This is a genomic window from Caldanaerobacter sp., assembly GCF_049701115.1.
In the GTDB taxonomy this organism is placed as follows: Bacteria; Bacillota; Thermoanaerobacteria; order Thermoanaerobacterales; family Thermoanaerobacteraceae; genus Thermoanaerobacter.
The window spans coordinates 14,789-30,642 of record NZ_JBNATX010000026.1 but is presented as its reverse complement, the minus strand read 5'-3'; the positions used below and the strand labels follow the sequence as shown (position 1 = coordinate 30,642).

Sequence of the window (15,854 nt, the reverse complement as noted above, 5' to 3'; positions counted from 1 at the left end):
TTAACGGTGAGGTCAGTTATAAAAATTTTTTACCTACAAAATCTTGACACAGACAGTTAAGTATAAGACATTGACTGGAAAAGAAGGATATGCTACTATTGTCCTTGAGAAGTAGATGTTACCACCTCTTATAAGAACAGGGGAGAGTTTGATGTACGTAGTGTGTGAGAAGCATTTAGAGGATGCTATAGAAGAGTTTGTAGAAGTGTATGAGCAACCACCTGATATATATAGGCTGGACGAGGTTTCTTTTACAGATTGGCTTGTTCCTCATAAATGCGATTTCTGTGATGAACCTCCTAAGTATTTGGTGGTCTGAAATATGAGAATAAGAATATTAGCTGTGGGTACTATAAAGGAGGATTATATAAAAAGAGGAATACAGTTTTACATAGAGAAGCTTAGAAAAAAATGGGATATAGAGTTGGTGGAAGTAAAAGAAGAAGAGGAGCCAAAAAATCCGGCTCATATAGAAAAAGTGCTCGAAATAGAGGGAGAGAGGATACTAGATAAAATTAAAAAAGAAAGTTATGTTGTGGTACTTGCGATAGAGGGGAAAGAAATTTCGACCGATGAATTTTCTGCCCTCATAAAAAACGCTATTGAAGAGGGATATAAAGATATAACTTTTGTGATAGGGGGCTCATTAGGACTCTGGCATAAAGTAAAAGAAAGGTCTGATGAAAGTATATCATTTTCTAGGATGACATTTCCTCACCAGATTGCAAGGCTTATACTTTTGGAACAGATTTATCGAGTTTTTTCTTAATTTATTTATGATACGGTTCGTTTCTAAGTATTTTATAGGCGCGATAAAGCTGCTCTGCAAGGAGGGTGGCAGTCAGTCCTTCTGATAGTTTCATACGTGATATTACAAGCTTTTCATCCCCGGCTTCAAATTCTTTTCCTATAAGAAAAGCTATATTTGTCATGGATTTCATCTCAAATTCTTTTATTTTTAAAGCAAATTCTTCGGAGGATATGGTTTTCCCATCATTTGAAATTACTACCTTAAGAAATTTTTCTAATTCTTTTGAAGGGACTTTTTTATGAGTTTTATATACTGAAAGGGAAACGCTGCAAAACCTCTTCAATCTTTTAAAATATTCTTCTATGGCCTTTTCATAAAAGGGTTCTATTTGTCTGGAAAGTATTATGAATTTATAATTCATTGCTTTCACCTGCTCTTTTTCTATATCTTAATTATATCAAAAAACATTTGAAAATATTTTTTCACTTTGATACAATAATACAAAAAGCAAATGATGGGGGTATAAATGTGTCTGTTTTAGAGGTCTTGAAAGAAAGAGGATACATAGCTCAAATGACCCATGAAGAAGAGATTGAAAGACTTTTGAAAAATGAAAAGATAACTTTTTACATAGGATTTGATCCAACTGCCGATAGCTTGCATGTAGGACATTTACTTCAGATGATGGCAATGGCTCATATGCAGAGGGCAGGTCATAGGCCAATTGTGCTTTTGGGAGGTGGAACTGCTCTTATAGGAGATCCAACTGGAAGAACTGACATGAGAAAAATGCTGACTAAAGAAGAGATAGATAAAAATGCCGAAGCCTTCAAGAGGCAAATGGAGCGGTTTATAGATTTTTCTGACGGCAAAGCAATAATGGAAAATAATGCTAAATGGCTTCTTAATTTGAATTATATAGAGTTTTTGAGGGACATAGGAGTTCATTTTACCGTAAACCGCATGCTTGAGGCCGAGGCTTTTAAAACAAGGATGGAGAGGGGCCTTACTTTTCTTGAATTTAACTATATGCTCATGCAAGCCTATGATTTCTTAGAACTTTACAGGCGTTATGGTTGTATAATGCAGATGGGTGGAAATGACCAATGGTCAAATATAATTGCCGGGGTAGAGCTTATACGCAAAAAAGAAGGGAAGCAGGTCTATGGAATGACTTTTGTCCTTCTCACTACCAGCGAAGGAAAGAAAATGGGGAAGACTGAAAAAGGGGCTGTTTGGCTTGACCCCGATAAGACGTCTCCTTATGAATTTTATCAGTATTGGAGAAACATAGATGACAAAGATGTAGAGAAGGCATTGGCGCTTTTGACTTTTCTTCCTATGGAAGAGGTTAAAAGGCTTGGGCAGTTGAAAGATAAAGAGATAAATGAGGCGAAAAAGGTTCTTGCTTTTGAAGTGACGAAGTTGGTTCACGGAGAAGAAGAGGCTGTAAAGGCACAAAAAGCAGCGGAGGCTTTATTCGAAGGTGGCGGTGAGGTAAATCATATTCCAAGCGTAGAAGTTTCTCAAGATGTAATCGGGAAGAAGATTGTTGATGTGCTTTTTGATGCGAAAGTAATTTCTTCGAAAAGCGAAGGAAGAAGGCTTATACAGCAGGGAGGCCTTTATGTAAACAATCAGAGAATAGAGGATATTGAAGCCTGTATAAGGGAAGATATGTTGAAAGATGGAGCTCTTTTAGTGAGGAAGGGCAAAAAGGAGTATCATAGACTAGTAATAAAAGGATGAGTCTAATGGTTTTCTTGTTTTTTGCTCTTTACCCAGAGGCAAAATCCTTTATTAGATATTATGACTTGAAAAGAGACCTTAGTAATAGATATTTTCAGACGTTTTTAAACGATGAGATTGTTCTTACGGTAACCGGGATAGGGAAATTAAATATTGCTACAGCATTAGGCTACACTGTAGGCAAATACGGCGAAACAAAAGATGGGATAGCTCTTAATATTGGAATTGCTGGTTCGAAGTTTCAGGAGGATAAAGGACGACTTTATCTTGTGAACAAGATAATCGATAATGAGAGAAAAAAAGTTTTTGTGCCGGATGTTTTAATAGACCATTCTTTTGAAGAAAAAGACTTAGAGACCTTCAATTATGTTGTAAGAGCTCCGGCTTCTTTAGAGGCTGCTATTTGTGATATGGAAGGAAGCGGTTTTTATGAAGCCGCTTCAAAGTTTTTTGAGACCCATCAAATTTATGTGTTGAAGATTGTCTCTGACTCCTTGGATTTTGAAAGAATTTCTCAAAAGTATGTGGAGGAATTGGTAGGAGACAAAGTAGAAGACATAGATCGTTTCATTAAAAAAGTCAGAGAATCCTTTAAGACAGGAGAAGTTTTTACACAAGAAGAGAAAGAAATAATGGAAGTGCTGTCTAACAATTTGCATCTTACTGAGAGTCAAAAAAGAATCTTATATAAAGCATGTCTTCATTTCAAAGTGAGGGAGAAAAAAGACATAGTTTTTTTTAAAAAGTTCATAGATATTGTTGTAAAAACTAAAAAAGAGAGGGAGGAAGCTTTTGAAAAAATTCTCTCATATTTACGTTGAAAAAGATGTAAAAGACCATCCTAGAGCGGTTAAAATATTAGAAAAATTCCCCAAAAGCACAGTGGTCTATATAAACAAGTATAGTGAGGTTTTCAACAGGCCTAATCAGAATTATATTGTGCAAAAGGACAGGCAAAATCTGATAATCGCAAAAAAAAGGCACTCATTCGTGTATCCGGGTTCAAAACTTTGTGAAGACTTCGGGAATTTGCGTTTTTACCACACCTCCAATGTGTATAACTGTCTTTATCAGTGTGATTATTGTTACCTTCAAGGTTTGTACCCTTCTGCCCACATAGTCATATTTGTGAACTTAGAAGACTATTTTGAAGAAGTAGATAAACTTCTTGAAGAGGGGAAGATATATTTAAGCATATCCTATGAAACGGATTTGCTGGCACTTGATTATATTACGGGTTTTTGTGAAGAATGGATAAAATATGCATCTTCAAGAGATTTACTTTTAGAGATAAGGACAAAAAGTGCTAATTTTTCACATCTTGAAAAAATAGAAATTCCCCCTAACGTAATTTTTGCTTGGACTTTATTGCCACAGCCAGTAATTGATATTTACGAAAGATTTACTCCTCCTCTAAAAATGAGGCTGAAAGGTATTCAAAGAGCAATCGCTAAAGGATTAAAAATCAGGATATCCATCGAACCTGTAATGTATGTGCGAGATTTCGAAAAAGTCTACGAAGAATTTGTTAAAGAGGTATTTAACCATATACCTGCAGAAAGTGTAAGAGATGTAAATATTGGAGCTTTTAGAATGTCTAAAGAGCAGGCAAAGCGGATAGAAAGATTAAATGAGGCTTCTCCTATTTTTTCATACGATACTGTCTTTCAGGATAAAGTATTTACTTATAAGAAGGCCAGACATTATGAAGAATTTGTTGCAGAAAAGGTAAAAGAGTTTGTGCCAGAGGAGAAAGTATATGTATTCGGTAGCCAATTTTGAATTTTATGGGATAAGAGGAGCGGTTTGAAAACCGCTCCTTTATATTTCACTAAAAAGGACCATTCCGCAAATAGGAGGAATTTTTATACTATGTTCCATGAGTATCCAGTCTCCTTTTTCGATAGGCGATATTCCAGCATTTTTATTGTCAACTACCACTTTCCACTCTCCTTGAGGCAATTGTACTTCTGCGAAGGACTTTGTGGGGTTGTATATTACCAAGATTTTTTTCCAGGGGTCTTGGTTTGCGTGTTCTTTTAGCAAAAAAGCTACTGTATTTTTAGGGCTTTTTATAAAAGAAAGCTTAGACCTTATTTCTTCTGGCGACCTCATTCGAAAAGCGGGATGCTCTTTTCTCAATCTTATCAAGCCCTTGTAATATTCAAAAACCTCTATGTACTTGGATTTTCGAGGCCATTCAAGCTGGTTTATTTCATCACCGGCATTGTAACTATTGTTATTTCCTTTTTTTGTCCTTAAAAACTCCTCCCCTGCATGTAAGAAAGGAATTCCTTGACTTGTCAAAATTATCATATTGCTCAATTTGTCCATAAGTATGCGATTCTCTTCGCTTTCTTTTGGTCTGCTCTTTGCAATTTTATCCCAGAGGGTTAGGTTGTCATGACAGGACACGTAGTTTATCGTCTCTTGAGGGGTTTGAGTGAAGTCTTTTATTTCATTTGAATATTCTATTGACCCTACTACCCCTTTCATTATTTCCGATTCCTTATTTTTCGCTCCGGTGGCAAAACCGCAGGATGCGTCGTCAGGAAGGCCTTTTATAGCATTTCTGAAGTTATCATTAAAAACGGCTATTCTTGTTCCTTTTTGGGCTCCTTTTGTGAATTGTTTTTCTGGAGGAAGAACGGTTTCTCCAGCAGTCCAGGGTTCTCCATATAAGAGGAGAGTAGGGTCTTGTTTGTGAAGTTCTTCCTCAATTTCTTTCATTGTATTTACATCGTGTAAACCCATGAGGTCAAATCTAAAACCGTCTACATGGTATTCTTTTACCCAGTACTTTAGAGAGTCTATCATCAGCTTTTTCATCATAGGCCTTTCAGAGGCAGTTTCATTTCCACATCCAGAGCCGTTCGAATAAGTCCCATCTTTTTTTAGCCGATAAAAATAACCGGGTTCTACTTTATCTAATATTGAATCGCCAGTAGTATAGGTGTGGTTGTAGACTACATCCAGTATAACTCGTATTCCAGCTTTGTGCAATGAAAGTATCATTTCCTTTACTTCCCTTATTCTTGCTACAGGGTCGCTAGGGTTTTGCGAGTAACTGCCTTCTGGTACAAAATAATGATAAGGGTCATATCCCCAATTATAGCCTCCTGTTGTTTCGTCTACGCTTGCAAAGTCTTGTATAGGCAAAAGGTGAAGATGGGTTATTCCCAGTTCTACAAGGTGGTCCAAACCCGTTTTTATTTCACCATATCTTGTTCCGTTTTCTGTAAATGCTAAGTATTTCCCCTTATTTTTTATCCCGGATTCTTTATGGATTGAAAAATCTCTTACGTGAAGCTCATATATAATGGCATCTACTGGGTTTTCAAAAAAAGGCTTTGTATCTTTTTCCCATCCAGCAGGGTTCGTATCCCTTAAATCAACTACTACTCCATGGGTACCGTTGGCTGTTAAAGCCTTAGCATAGGGATCTACCGTCTCTACAATTTTTCCATTTCTTAATATTTTATAGGTGTAAAGCGAATTTTTTATATTGCCTTCCACTTCTTTAAACCAGGTACCGCCCTCAGCCTTTTCCATTTCTATTTCTGTCGAATTCCCGTTTTTTACAAGATGAAGGTAGACTTTTTCTGCTGTTGGAGCCCAAAGACGAAATTTTGACGAGGCGGGTGAAAAAGTATAACCCAGTTCTCCGTTATATACAGGATATTCGTCGTATTTTTTACACATATTACCTCTCCTTTCTCAATTCACTATTATATAATAAGGTAGGAGTGCTTTCAATTATGAAGATTGTTAAAAAATATCTTGATTTCTGTCTTTCTTTTACTTATAATATAAATCGAACCCAATACTTACGGGGGGTAGGAGTGAAAGAGGTGATTCGATGCTGGAATACGTGAAGAGTCTGGAGCATTTCGAAGAAATAAGAAGTAAAGAAGAAGATGTTTTTATGCTAATGTTTTACTCGGAATCTTCACAAAAAAGTTTAGAAGCGTTAGAGGTAATGAAAAAATTTAGCGAAGATAATCCCAAAGTACCAGTTTATGTAGTAAATGCGTCACAGGTTAAAGATATTCATCCGCAATTTGGCATAAAAGTTGTGCCTTCTGTCATACTCTTTAAAGAAAAAGAGCCCTGGCAATTTGTGTTTGGTCTTCAAAGCAAAGAATACTATGAAAAGCTTTTGGTGGTATCACCGGGGAAATCATCAGACGGAAAAGATAAAAAGCCCCTTAGGGTTACAGTGTATGTGAGCCCTTCTTGCCCTTGGTGCAATGCTACAAAGGCTTACTTAAGACAGCACAACATACCTTTTAGAGAAATAGACGTGACCAAAAATCCGGCTGCAGCTGCAGAATTGGTTAGAAGAACAGGGCAAAGAGGCGTGCCCCAGACAGATATTAATGGCACAATAGTGGTAGGATTTGATAAGGCAAAATTAAATCAATTATTAGGAATTACAGAGCAATAAAATTTGGTATAATAAATATGGCGTTTCAAAAAATATCATTATATAGAAAGGGGTAGGTCTATGGCATCAAAGATACAGCCGGTAAATGGTCATGCTCTTATAAAGCTTGAAAAAGAACCGGAAAGAAAAGTGGGCGGCGTCATAATCCCTAAATCTGCTGAAGAAAAACTCAATCAAGGAATAATTGAGGCTATTGCCGCAGGGGCCAGTGAAGAGCTGGCAGTTGGTGATAGAGTAATTTATAAAGAGTTTTCCGGTACAAAAATAAAACATGAGGGAGAGGAATACTTAATAATACCTGTTGACGATATACTGGCTAAATTCGTAGAGGTGGATGAAATATAAGGAGTCGGGGAAATTAGTTCCCGACTTCTTATATTTTTGTGGAGAGTTTTTGACATATGTTTATTAAAAGAAAATAATTATCAACTTTTTGACCACTTTTATTGATTTGTGCACATTTGTAGTGTATAATAGTATTGTTCGAGTATTCCTATAAAAATAGTCGGAATTAAAAGGAGTTGTAAGAGATGAAAGAAGCTTTGCTTGAAATAAAGGATTTGCATGTAGAAGTAGAGGATAAGTATATCTTAAAAGGGCTCAATCTTGTTATAAAAAAAGGAGAGATACATGCGATAATGGGGCCTAATGGCAGCGGTAAAAGCACTCTATGCCATGCCATAATGGGCAATCCTCGATACAAAATCACGGGCGGGAAGATTTTGTTCGAAGGAGAAGATATTACAGGTTTGAAAGTAAACGAGAGGGCCAAAAAAGGAATATTTTTATCCTTTCAATCGCCGGAGGAAATACCTGGTATTACTGTCGATAACTTTATAAGAACCTCTTCAACTGTAGTGACAGGGCAAAACATGTCAATGCTCCAATTTGCCAGGGAAATGCAGAAAATGCTGGAACTTCTGGAGATGACTCCTGAGTACAGGACAAGGTATTTAAATGTGGGGTTTTCTGGAGGCGAGAAGAAAAAGACAGAAGTGCTTCAGATGGCTTTTTTAAAGCCCAAATTGGTGATGTTAGATGAAATAGATTCAGGACTTGATATAGATGCGCTGAGAGTTGTCGCTGAAACCATAAAAAAGTTAAAAAATGAGGACATGGCTATTTTAGTAGTTACTCACTATAACAGAATATTGAACTATTTAGAGCCAGATGTCATTTCTGTCTTGATGGATGGAAAGATTGTCAAAGAAGGAGATAAAGAGCTTGCTAGAATATTAGAAGAAAAGGGCTATGAATTCGTGAGAAATGGAGTGTAGCCCTTGAGGAGGAATTAGTATGAGGAAAGAAGAAATAAGGGACATAGATTTTAGTCTATACAACATAAAAGACGAGGTTGAATATGAGTTTCAGACGGGGAAGGGGCTTTCAAAAGAAGTAGTAATTGAGATCTCCGAACAAAAAGGCGAGCCTTCATGGATGAGGGAATTTAGGCTTAAAGCCCTAGAAATATATGAAAAAATGCCGATGCCTACATGGGGCGTGGATTTAAGTCAGCTGGACATAAATTCTATTGTAGCTTATATAAGGCCAAGTGCTAGGAAAAAGACTTCATGGGACGAAGTGCCGGAAGAGATAAGGCGTACGTTTGAAAGATTGGGTATTCCGGAAGCTGAAAAGAAGGCTTTGGCCGGGGTAGGGGCGCAATACGACTCCGAAGTTATATACCACAATATGAAAGAAAGTCTTGCAAAACAGGGCGTAATCTTTGAAGATATGGACACGGCCTTAAAAAAGTATCCTGATATAATAAAAGAATACTTCATGACAAAGAATGTGCTTCCAACAGACCACAAATTTGCTGCTTTACATGCGGCGGTGTGGAGTGGAGGAACATTTGTGTATGTGCCAGAGGGTGTGAAGGTAGAGGTTCCGCTGCAAGCTTATTTCAGGATGAATGCACCTGGTAGCGGTCAGTTTGAACACACCCTGATAATTGCCGACAGAGGAAGCGAAGTCCACTTCATAGAAGGTTGTTCAGCGCCTCTTTACTCTGTTTCTAATCTGCACGCAGGGTGTGTAGAGCTTTTTGTGAAAGAAGGAGCTAGAATTATATACTCCACCATAGAAAACTGGAGTAAAAATACTTATAATTTAAACACAAAAAGAGCAATAGTAGAAAAAGACGGAATGGTAGAGTGGATTTCTGGTTCTTTTGGCAGCAAAAAAACGATGTTATATCCTGCATCCGTACTTGTGGGGAAAGGAGCAAAGGCCGAGTATACCAGTGTCACCTTTGCAGCAAAGGGGCAACATCTGGATACAGGAGCCAAGATGATTCACATAGCTCCTTATACTTCTTCGAAGATTTTAGCAAAGAGCATTTCAAAAGATGGAGGAATATCGACCTATAGAGGACTTTTGAAAGTAGGACCTGAGGCAGAAGGTGTTAAAGCCTCTGTTACCTGTGAGGGGCTTATGCTTGATGACCTTTCCAAGTCTGACACTATACCAGTCATTGATATAGAGAATGATAATGTGGATATTGGACATGAAGCTAAAGTTGGGAGAATAAGCGAAGAACAGATATACTACCTTATGACAAGAGGACTTGATGAAGAAGATGCAAGAGCCATGATTGTAAGGGGATTTGTAGAGCCGATTGCCAAGGCTCTTCCTTTGGAATATGCGGTAGAGATGAACAGATTGATAAAGCTCGAGCTGGAAGGCGCAATTGGATAGGAGTGAATAGGATGTTAAAAAGAATTCCATGGGAAGGCATACAAAGGCCAGCCTATAAAGAGTACAATGGCGTTAATGTAAAAGATGGAGAACAAGAAGGAATATTTATAAAAAAAATAGATGAGGATGTTATAAGCTCTTTTACTACGGATAAACTTTTTGGTATAGACAAAAAGCTTGTAGAGGAAGTACGAAAAGACTATAATACAGGATTTTACATCAAAATTTCTTCTAGAAAAGAAATTAAAAAACCTTTGGTTTTCGATTATATTGCTAATTCACAAAATGACCTTCTGCTTGATTATAATGTAATTGAAGTTGAGCCGTATTCTAAGATTACAGTTGTTTTTGATTATAATTCGGGAGAAAAAGGGTTTAAAAACGGAATAACTAGGCTTATTGCAGGAGAAGGTTCAAGTGTGAATATTGTAAAAATACAGAGATTAGGGGACGGTTTTAGCGATTTTGATAATTGTTTAGTAGAAGTTGAAAAAGATGCTGCGGTCAGTTGGTCAAATGTTGTAATAGGAGCGCAGGTTAGTGCCTTTGATGTTTCCGTTTATCTTGAAGGAGAAAGTGGAAGTTTTACGGCAAAGTCTGTTTTTTTGGGGGTTGACAGTCAGGTTTATGACATGAGTTACAGGGTGTATCACCATGCACCTAAGACTACTAGCAGTGTGGATTTAAAAGGGGCTTTAAAGGGGAGCGCAAAAGCTACTTTTATAGGAAATATTGATATTAAAAAAGGTGCAAAGAAAGCAAAAGCTGAAGAAAATGAGACAGTACTCTTGCTTGACAAAACTGTCAGGTCAATTGCTATTCCTGCTCTTTACTGTGCAGAAGAGGATGTACAGGCAAATCACTCTGCCAGTGCAGGACAAATAGATGAAAACAAGCTCTATTATGTGATGAGCAGAGGTTTTAGCCTTGAAGAAGCAAGACTTTTGATGGTACAGGCAGTGTTAAATCCTGTCATAGATTTGATTCCGTATGACCCCATAAGAGAGATAATCTTAAGGGGTCATATAGGGAGGAGGATTATAAAATAATGATGGATGTAAAGAAAATAAGAGAAGATTTTCCGATATTTAATGTAAAGCCTCATGGGAAGAGACTTGTATACCTTGATAATGCTGCTACCACCCAGAAGCCTGAGTCGGTTATAAAAGCCATGGAAGAATATTATGAGAAAATAAATGCAAATGTGTACAGAAGCCCTCATTATTTAAGCGTTCTATCTACAGAGGCTTATGAAAAGGCGAGAGACAAAGTGAAAAAGTTTGTAAATGCAAAGAGTGAGGAGTCCATTATTTTTACAAGAAATACTACAGAATCAATAAATTTTATCGCCTACACGTGGGGAATGAAGCACATAAAAGAGGGGGACGAGATAGTTCTGACAATAGCGGAACATCACAGCAACATTCTTCCATGGCAGATGGTAGCAGAAGCAAAAGGAGCAAAATTAAAATATGTGTATCTTGATGAAAATTTCAGACTTTCAATGAAAGATTTTGAAGAAAAAATGTCTGATAGAGTAAAATTGGTGGCTGTACAGCACATGTCAAATGTCTTAGGGATAATAAATCCTGTGGAAGAAATTACACAAATTGCTCATAAGTATGGGGCAAAAGTGCTGGTGGATGGGGCCCAGAGCGTACCTCATATGAAAGTTGATTTACAAAAAATAAATTGCGACTTTTTCGCTTTTTCTGGCCACAAGATGTTGGGCCCTATGGGAATTGGAGTTTTGTATATAAAAGAAGACTTATTAGATGAAGTGCCTCCTTTTTTGAGGGGAGGAGAAATGATAGACGAGGTTTATGAAGAATATTCCACCTTTGCACCTCCTCCTTTAAAATTTGAAGCAGGGACTCCCAATGTAGAGGGAGCTTATGTGCTAATTTCTGCGATAGATTACCTTGAAAATATTGGCCTTGAGAATATATATGAACATGAAGCTAAACTTTTGGAATATGGACTTGAAAAAATTAATGCCCTCGAATATGTAAAAACTTATGGGCCTACGGATTCAAAAGACAGAGGAGGGATAATTTCTTTCAATGTGGAAGGAGTTCACCCACACGATGTTGCGACAATACTGGATGAAGAAGGAATTGCAGTAAGAAGCGGTCACCACTGCTGTCAACCTCTGATGAGATATTTAGGGGTTCCTGCTACCGTAAGAGCCAGCTTTTACCTTTACAATGACTTTGATGACATAGATGCCCTTGTGGAAGCACTTAAAAAAGTCAGGAAGTGGTTTAAATGAGCGATTTAAATCAACTTTATTCAGAGATAATAATGGAACATTATGAAAATTCTCCTCACAGAAGAGAGTTGAAGGAAGCAACCCATAAGGAAAGGGGACACAATCCCCTTTGTGGAGATGATATTACAATATACCTTAAAATAAATGGGGACGTAATAGAAGATGCTTCTTTTACAGGTCACGGCTGTGCTATAAGTCAGGCTTCTACTTCCATGATGATTGACCTCATAAAGGGAAAGGATAAAAAAGAGGCTTTGAGGCTTGTACAGAAATTTATAGACATGATACACAAAAAAGACGTGGATTTAGAAGAATTAGGAGATGCTCAAGTACTGCAGGGTGTTTCAGACTTTCCTGCCCGTGTAAAATGTGCTTTGCTGGCATGGAAAACTCTTCAAGATATACTCAAATAAACATTCAGACATTCAGACAAAGGGGACGGTTCCTTTTGTCCGAAAATCCGGACAAAAGGAGCCGTCCCCTTTGTCTGGTTTTACTGACATTTCTCTAGCTGGAAAATTTATTTTTACTATATAAGTTTCCTGTTCCCACTTAACGTCAAAACCAAAAGCCTCACTTTCCATTATATTACCTCTTTTGGGACGAATTATACAATAAATAACCAGAGAACACAAAAAAATTTTAAATTTGAGGAGGAAAAATGGAAATTGATGTAGAATATTATACATGTAAAACCAATACAGTAATGAGTTTACTGGAAATTTTGCGAGGTGTTGAGGATGAGGATAACATTGGAATTTACTGGGGAAAAAGATTTGATACTTCCTATTCATTACAACTACATAGTGCAAGGGCTTTTATATGACCTAATGGGAGATACAGACTTTGCTGCTTTTCTCCACGATGTAGGTTTTCAGTATGAAAAAAGGAAGTTTAAGTTGTTTACTTTTTCAAGAATTGAAGGGGAATTCAAAATATTAGAAAAACCGAAGGGAAACAAGAAGATAATAATAAAACCTCCTTTTAAGTTTACAGTTGCTTCTCCTTTAGAAGAAGTGATAGTGGATATTTCTAAAAATGTTTTAAAGCGAGAATATTGTCACTTTAATGGACAAAAGTTTACATTAAATTCTTTAAATATAGAAAATCCTCCGATTTTTAAAGAAAAAGCGAGAATAAAGTTTATTTCTCCGGTCGTGATGTATACTACCTTGAGAGATGGAGACAAGAAATACACTTATTATTATTCGCCCTGGGATGAAAAGTTTTCTTCTCTCCTTTTAAATAACCTTGTAAAGAAGTATGAATTGGTTTATAAGATAAAGCCGCAAAATCCCTATTTTAAGTTAATACCTCTTTTAGAAAAAGAAGATAGAAGATACTCAAAAATGGTAAAATATAAAAATGTCTATGTAAAAGGATGGATGGGCATATACGATGTAGAAACAACACCTGAACTTTTGGAGCTTGCCTATTACACAGGTTTAGGAGCCAAGAATTCTCAAGGGTTCGGGTGTTTTGAGATAATAAGGTGAGAAAACTACTATTTAAAATAGTAATACGTTACATAGAAATATTTGAGAAATTTGGATAGAATAATGACAAGGTGGAAAAGGGCGGAATTAATATGGGAAATTCAAACAAAAGGGAAAGGCTAAAAAAACAAAAAGAAGTTTTAATAGCAACTTTAGGAAGTGAACCACAGGTAGTCACTATTGCTTTAGATGAGTTATTAAAAAAGGGGTATTCACTTAGCAAGGTAATTGTAATATATACCAAGGGGCCTAAAGTACTTGATGCACTGGGAATTTTAGATGATGAGTTTTCAAAGGAATTCTATAAGATGGAATTTACTAAAGTACCTGTAAAACTTTATTCCCGTGATGAGGTGATAGAGGATTTTCTCACAGAAGAAAGTATAAAAGCTTTGCTAAGTACTATTTATAAAGAGGTTCGAGAACTTAAACAAAATGGCTTCACAATCCATTTTCTTATTTCGGGCGGACGAAAAATAATGGGCACAATAGGGATGCTGGTAGCTCAGCTTTTGTTTGGGGATGAAGATCGTTTATGGTATCTTATTACAGAAGGTTGGGAACCGGGGAAGGAACGCAAACTTCATCTTTCAAATGAGGAAAAAGTCTGGTTAGTGCAAATACCTGTAATACGTTGGTCAGAAGCTTCTACTTTAATGCGTACAGTAGCGGAGATAGGGGACCCTAGTGAAGTTGAGGCTTGGTATAAAAAATTGACTAAAAAAGCGGAGATGAAGAGGAGGAAGGAGTTTTTAGATCATTGGCTTACCCCTGCAGAAAGAGAGGTCGTTGAGCTTGTGTGTAAAGGTTATGACAATGCATCTATATCTCAAATTCTTCATAAAAAAGAGCAGACAATAGCAAACCAGTTGCAAAGTATTTATGAAAAATTAAAGGAGTGGATGGATTATCCTTCTATGAAAGTAGATCGCAATCTTCTCATTGCAGAATTTGCACCCTATTTTGCCTTAAAAGATTTAGAAGAATAACCAAATATTGGAGGTTTTTTAAAATGTTTTTAATAAATTTTGCACATCCCTTAACACAAGAGCAAATCCAAAAAGTGGAAGAAAAATTGGGACAAAAAATAGAAAAGATTATAGAAATAGATGCTCAAATAGACCAAAAGAGGCCTCTGGTTCCTCAAATTGTAGAACTGGTGGATAGAGTAGGGTTTACCCCTCACGACTGGCAAACATTGCCTTTTATACTAAATCCACCATCTCTCAGCATAAGCGCGGTAACTCTTTTAGCAGAAGTACATGGAAGATGTGGCTATTTCCCTCCTGTATTGCGTCTTCGACCAATAGAAGGAAGCCTTCCCCTCCAGTTTGAAGTAGCAGAGATTATTAATTTACACCAGGTAAGGGAGGGGGCGAGGAAAAGAAGAGGATAAGGGTTGTAGTTTAGTACAAAAAATTTTCAAAGATATTAGTGTTAAGTTATTAAAAAATAAAAAAATAAAAATACTAAAGGAGGTGTATTTTGGTTCGGATACCTGAAATTATTTAGGTAGCTTTCCGAACCAATAATGAATATGCAGGCTATAATTTCTCTCATTGGAGAACAACCCATACCCAATCTTTTGCCTATACGTTATTTTTCTTTAAATTACACTATTTATCCTGTTTTTGTTCATACTTCTCGCACGGAAGATATCGGAAAACGCTTGCAGGGAATATTTAAAGGTGAGTTAAGAAAAGTGGAACCTTATAATTTAGTAGCCATTGAAAATGATTTAGAGGAATTAGTTAACAAACTTGGGGAATTAGGGTATAAGATAACGTTAAATATTACAGGAGGCACTAAACCCATGTCTTTAGCCGCGTTTAGGATAGCAGAACGATATAAATTGCCTTTCTTTTATCTTCAAAGTGAAGGGAAAAAAAACATATTGTATGAGTACTGGTTTGAAGAGAATAGCTTAAAATCTAGTTCCAAAGAAATAGGGCAACTGTTGAATATAGATCTTTATCTTCAAGCCCATCAAGGACCTTATGAAGAAGCATCGGGTTTTAGGAATGATTTTGAAAAAATAGTATTTAATGTTTTGGAGAAAGAAGTAGATGAAATTAAAAAAGGTATAAGGTTTAGTGCTCATCCTTCTGTAGAAATAGATTTAGTATTGCGTATTGGTAATAATGTAGGTATTGCCGAGGTAAAAAGTGGTGGAGAAGCTGCTAAAAAGAGGCCTTTAGAACAGCTTATAACTGCAGGTGAAGCTCGTTTCTTAGGTACTTTTACCAGTAAATTTTTAATTATTGACAGAGAATATGGAGAAAATAACCGTCTATTGGCCGAAGCTCACAGAGTAAAGGTTATAGAATTGCCTTCTGTTCAAGAGGGCGCCCTTTCTCCTGAAGACAGGAAAAAACTTACTGAAGTTGTCAAAGAAGAACTGGGTAATTAAGAAGTAATAAGTATAAAATTGTTTTTAGG

The 15,854-nt window shown here is 36.7% G+C and carries 19 protein-coding genes; 16 read left to right on the top strand and 3 right to left on the bottom strand.

The features are described from left to right. Positions 1-151 precede the first annotated feature (151 nt). Both ACPLVE_RS08300 and rlmH read left to right on the top strand, forming a co-directional pair. Positions 152-319, top strand: coding sequence for a CxxH/CxxC protein (locus ACPLVE_RS08300; protein ID WP_424611097.1), 168 nt, complete (start codon positions 152-154; stop codon positions 317-319). A gap of 3 nt (positions 320-322) precedes the next feature. Further along, the gene (gene rlmH, locus ACPLVE_RS08295) at positions 323-769 is read left to right on the top strand and encodes a 23S rRNA (pseudouridine(1915)-N(3))-methyltransferase RlmH (RefSeq protein ID WP_424611096.1); all 447 of its coding nucleotides are present in this window, start codon (positions 323-325) and stop codon (positions 767-769) included. 1 nt (position 770) lies between these two features. On the opposite strand, the gene ACPLVE_RS08290 is transcribed toward rlmH, so the two are convergent. Next, positions 771-1,172 carry a 23S rRNA (pseudouridine(1915)-N(3))-methyltransferase RlmH gene (locus tag ACPLVE_RS08290; protein WP_424611095.1) on the bottom strand — a complete coding sequence of 134 codons (402 nt, stop codon included), beginning with the start codon at positions 1,170-1,172 and terminating at the stop codon, positions 771-773. A 107-nt stretch (positions 1,173-1,279) separates the two neighbouring features. Between ACPLVE_RS08290 and tyrS the strand changes: the two genes are divergently transcribed. Genes tyrS through ACPLVE_RS08275 form a run of 3 tightly spaced genes read left to right on the top strand, consistent with a single transcriptional unit; the run spans position 1,280 to position 4,282 of the window. Further along, a complete protein-coding gene (gene tyrS, locus ACPLVE_RS08285; protein WP_424611094.1) occupies positions 1,280-2,500 on the top strand; it encodes a tyrosine--tRNA ligase in 1,221 nt (406 codons plus the stop codon). Positions 2,501-2,505: 5 nt separating this feature from the next. Then, positions 2,506-3,321, top strand: a complete 816-nt coding sequence (locus tag ACPLVE_RS08280; RefSeq protein ID WP_424611093.1) for a nucleoside phosphorylase — start codon at positions 2,506-2,508, stop codon at positions 3,319-3,321. Further along, positions 3,293-4,282, top strand: a complete 990-nt coding sequence (locus ACPLVE_RS08275; protein WP_424611092.1) for an SPL family radical SAM protein — start codon at positions 3,293-3,295, stop codon at positions 4,280-4,282. Before ACPLVE_RS08280 ends, ACPLVE_RS08275 begins: the two co-directional genes overlap by 29 nt. 39 nt (positions 4,283-4,321) lie before the next feature. Here the strand turns inward: ACPLVE_RS08275 and pulA are convergent, their stop codons facing one another. Beyond that, positions 4,322-6,202, bottom strand: coding sequence for a type I pullulanase (gene pulA, locus ACPLVE_RS08270; protein WP_424611091.1), 1,881 nt, complete (start codon positions 6,200-6,202; stop codon positions 4,322-4,324). A 157-nt stretch (positions 6,203-6,359) separates the two neighbouring features. On the opposite strand from pulA, the gene ACPLVE_RS08265 reads away from it, so the two are divergent. The 7 genes from ACPLVE_RS08265 (at position 6,360) to sufU (ending at position 12,332) form a co-directional block, all read left to right on the top strand. Beyond that, entirely contained in the window at positions 6,360-6,947 is a 588-nt protein-coding gene (locus ACPLVE_RS08265; protein WP_424611090.1) for a glutaredoxin domain-containing protein, read from the top strand. 60 nt (positions 6,948-7,007) lie between these two features. Next, positions 7,008-7,292, top strand: a complete 285-nt coding sequence (locus ACPLVE_RS08260; protein WP_424611089.1) for a co-chaperone GroES — start codon at positions 7,008-7,010, stop codon at positions 7,290-7,292. A 185-nt stretch (positions 7,293-7,477) separates the two neighbouring features. Then, positions 7,478-8,224, top strand: a complete 747-nt coding sequence (gene sufC, locus ACPLVE_RS08255; RefSeq protein ID WP_424611088.1) for a Fe-S cluster assembly ATPase SufC — start codon at positions 7,478-7,480, stop codon at positions 8,222-8,224. 19 nt (positions 8,225-8,243) lie between these two features. Then, a complete protein-coding gene (gene sufB / locus ACPLVE_RS08250) occupies positions 8,244-9,647 on the top strand; it encodes a Fe-S cluster assembly protein SufB (RefSeq protein WP_424611087.1) in 1,404 nt (467 codons plus the stop codon). Positions 9,648-9,658: 11 nt separating this feature from the next. Next, on the top strand, positions 9,659-10,696 hold the full coding sequence (gene sufD / locus ACPLVE_RS08245) for a Fe-S cluster assembly protein SufD (protein ID WP_424611086.1): 1,038 nt from the start codon (positions 9,659-9,661) through the stop codon (positions 10,694-10,696). Further along, positions 10,696-11,919, top strand: a complete 1,224-nt coding sequence (locus ACPLVE_RS08240) for a cysteine desulfurase (protein ID WP_424611085.1) — start codon at positions 10,696-10,698, stop codon at positions 11,917-11,919. Before sufD ends, ACPLVE_RS08240 begins: the two co-directional genes overlap by 1 nt. Continuing rightward, positions 11,916-12,332, top strand: a complete 417-nt coding sequence (gene sufU / locus ACPLVE_RS08235; RefSeq protein ID WP_424611084.1) for a Fe-S cluster assembly sulfur transfer protein SufU — start codon at positions 11,916-11,918, stop codon at positions 12,330-12,332. The genes ACPLVE_RS08240 and sufU overlap by 4 nt, the downstream gene beginning before the upstream one ends. 12 nt (positions 12,333-12,344) lie before the next feature. Here the strand turns inward: sufU and ACPLVE_RS08230 are convergent, their stop codons facing one another. Continuing rightward, the gene (locus tag ACPLVE_RS08230) at positions 12,345-12,503 is read right to left on the bottom strand and encodes a hypothetical protein (protein WP_424611083.1); all 159 of its coding nucleotides are present in this window, start codon (positions 12,501-12,503) and stop codon (positions 12,345-12,347) included. 156 nt (positions 12,504-12,659) lie between these two features. Here ACPLVE_RS08230 and cas6 point away from each other — a divergent pair, with 156 nt between their 5' ends. The 4 genes from cas6 to ACPLVE_RS08210 all read left to right on the top strand — a co-directional run bounded on the left by cas6 (position 12,660) and on the right by ACPLVE_RS08210 (position 15,825). Continuing rightward, positions 12,660-13,415, top strand: coding sequence for a CRISPR-associated endoribonuclease Cas6 (gene cas6 / locus ACPLVE_RS08225; RefSeq protein ID WP_424611082.1), 756 nt, complete (start codon positions 12,660-12,662; stop codon positions 13,413-13,415). A 92-nt stretch (positions 13,416-13,507) separates the two neighbouring features. Then, a complete protein-coding gene (locus ACPLVE_RS08220) occupies positions 13,508-14,404 on the top strand; it encodes a CRISPR-associated protein Csx14 (RefSeq protein ID WP_424611081.1) in 897 nt (298 codons plus the stop codon). Between the two features lie 23 nt (positions 14,405-14,427). Continuing rightward, the gene (gene csx15, locus ACPLVE_RS08215) at positions 14,428-14,811 is read left to right on the top strand and encodes a CRISPR-associated protein Csx15 (RefSeq protein ID WP_424611080.1); all 384 of its coding nucleotides are present in this window, start codon (positions 14,428-14,430) and stop codon (positions 14,809-14,811) included. Positions 14,812-14,952: 141 nt separating this feature from the next. After that, positions 14,953-15,825, top strand: coding sequence for a DUF1887 domain-containing protein (locus tag ACPLVE_RS08210; protein ID WP_424611079.1), 873 nt, complete (start codon positions 14,953-14,955; stop codon positions 15,823-15,825). Positions 15,826-15,854 lie beyond the last annotated feature (29 nt).

Excerpts from the sequence above, each read along its gene's own strand:
- ACPLVE_RS08210 (WP_424611079.1), top strand. The coding sequence starts at position 14,953 with ATGCAGGCTATAATTTCTCTCATTGGAGAACAACCCATACCCAATCTT.
- sufC (WP_424611088.1), top strand. The coding sequence starts at position 7,478 with ATGAAAGAAGCTTTGCTTGAAATAAAGGATTTGCATGTAGAAGTAGAG.
- pulA (WP_424611091.1), bottom strand. The coding sequence starts at position 6,202 with ATGTGTAAAAAATACGACGAATATCCTGTATATAACGGAGAACTGGGT.
- ACPLVE_RS08260 (WP_424611089.1), top strand. The coding sequence starts at position 7,008 with ATGGCATCAAAGATACAGCCGGTAAATGGTCATGCTCTTATAAAGCTT.
- sufB (WP_424611087.1), top strand. The coding sequence starts at position 8,244 with ATGAGGAAAGAAGAAATAAGGGACATAGATTTTAGTCTATACAACATA.
- ACPLVE_RS08300 (WP_424611097.1), top strand. The coding sequence starts at position 152 with ATGTACGTAGTGTGTGAGAAGCATTTAGAGGATGCTATAGAAGAGTTT.
- sufU (WP_424611084.1), top strand. The coding sequence starts at position 11,916 with ATGAGCGATTTAAATCAACTTTATTCAGAGATAATAATGGAACATTAT.
- ACPLVE_RS08265 (WP_424611090.1), top strand. The coding sequence starts at position 6,360 with ATGCTGGAATACGTGAAGAGTCTGGAGCATTTCGAAGAAATAAGAAGT.
- ACPLVE_RS08240 (WP_424611085.1), top strand. The coding sequence starts at position 10,696 with ATGATGGATGTAAAGAAAATAAGAGAAGATTTTCCGATATTTAATGTA.
- sufD (WP_424611086.1), top strand. The coding sequence starts at position 9,659 with ATGTTAAAAAGAATTCCATGGGAAGGCATACAAAGGCCAGCCTATAAA.
- ACPLVE_RS08230 (WP_424611083.1), bottom strand. The coding sequence starts at position 12,503 with ATGGAAAGTGAGGCTTTTGGTTTTGACGTTAAGTGGGAACAGGAAACT.
- ACPLVE_RS08280 (WP_424611093.1), top strand. The coding sequence starts at position 2,506 with ATGGTTTTCTTGTTTTTTGCTCTTTACCCAGAGGCAAAATCCTTTATT.
- cas6 (WP_424611082.1), top strand. The coding sequence starts at position 12,660 with ATGAGGATAACATTGGAATTTACTGGGGAAAAAGATTTGATACTTCCT.
- rlmH (WP_424611096.1), top strand. The coding sequence starts at position 323 with ATGAGAATAAGAATATTAGCTGTGGGTACTATAAAGGAGGATTATATA.
- ACPLVE_RS08220 (WP_424611081.1), top strand. The coding sequence starts at position 13,508 with ATGGGAAATTCAAACAAAAGGGAAAGGCTAAAAAAACAAAAAGAAGTT.
- csx15 (WP_424611080.1), top strand. The coding sequence starts at position 14,428 with ATGTTTTTAATAAATTTTGCACATCCCTTAACACAAGAGCAAATCCAA.
- ACPLVE_RS08290 (WP_424611095.1), bottom strand. The coding sequence starts at position 1,172 with ATGAATTATAAATTCATAATACTTTCCAGACAAATAGAACCCTTTTAT.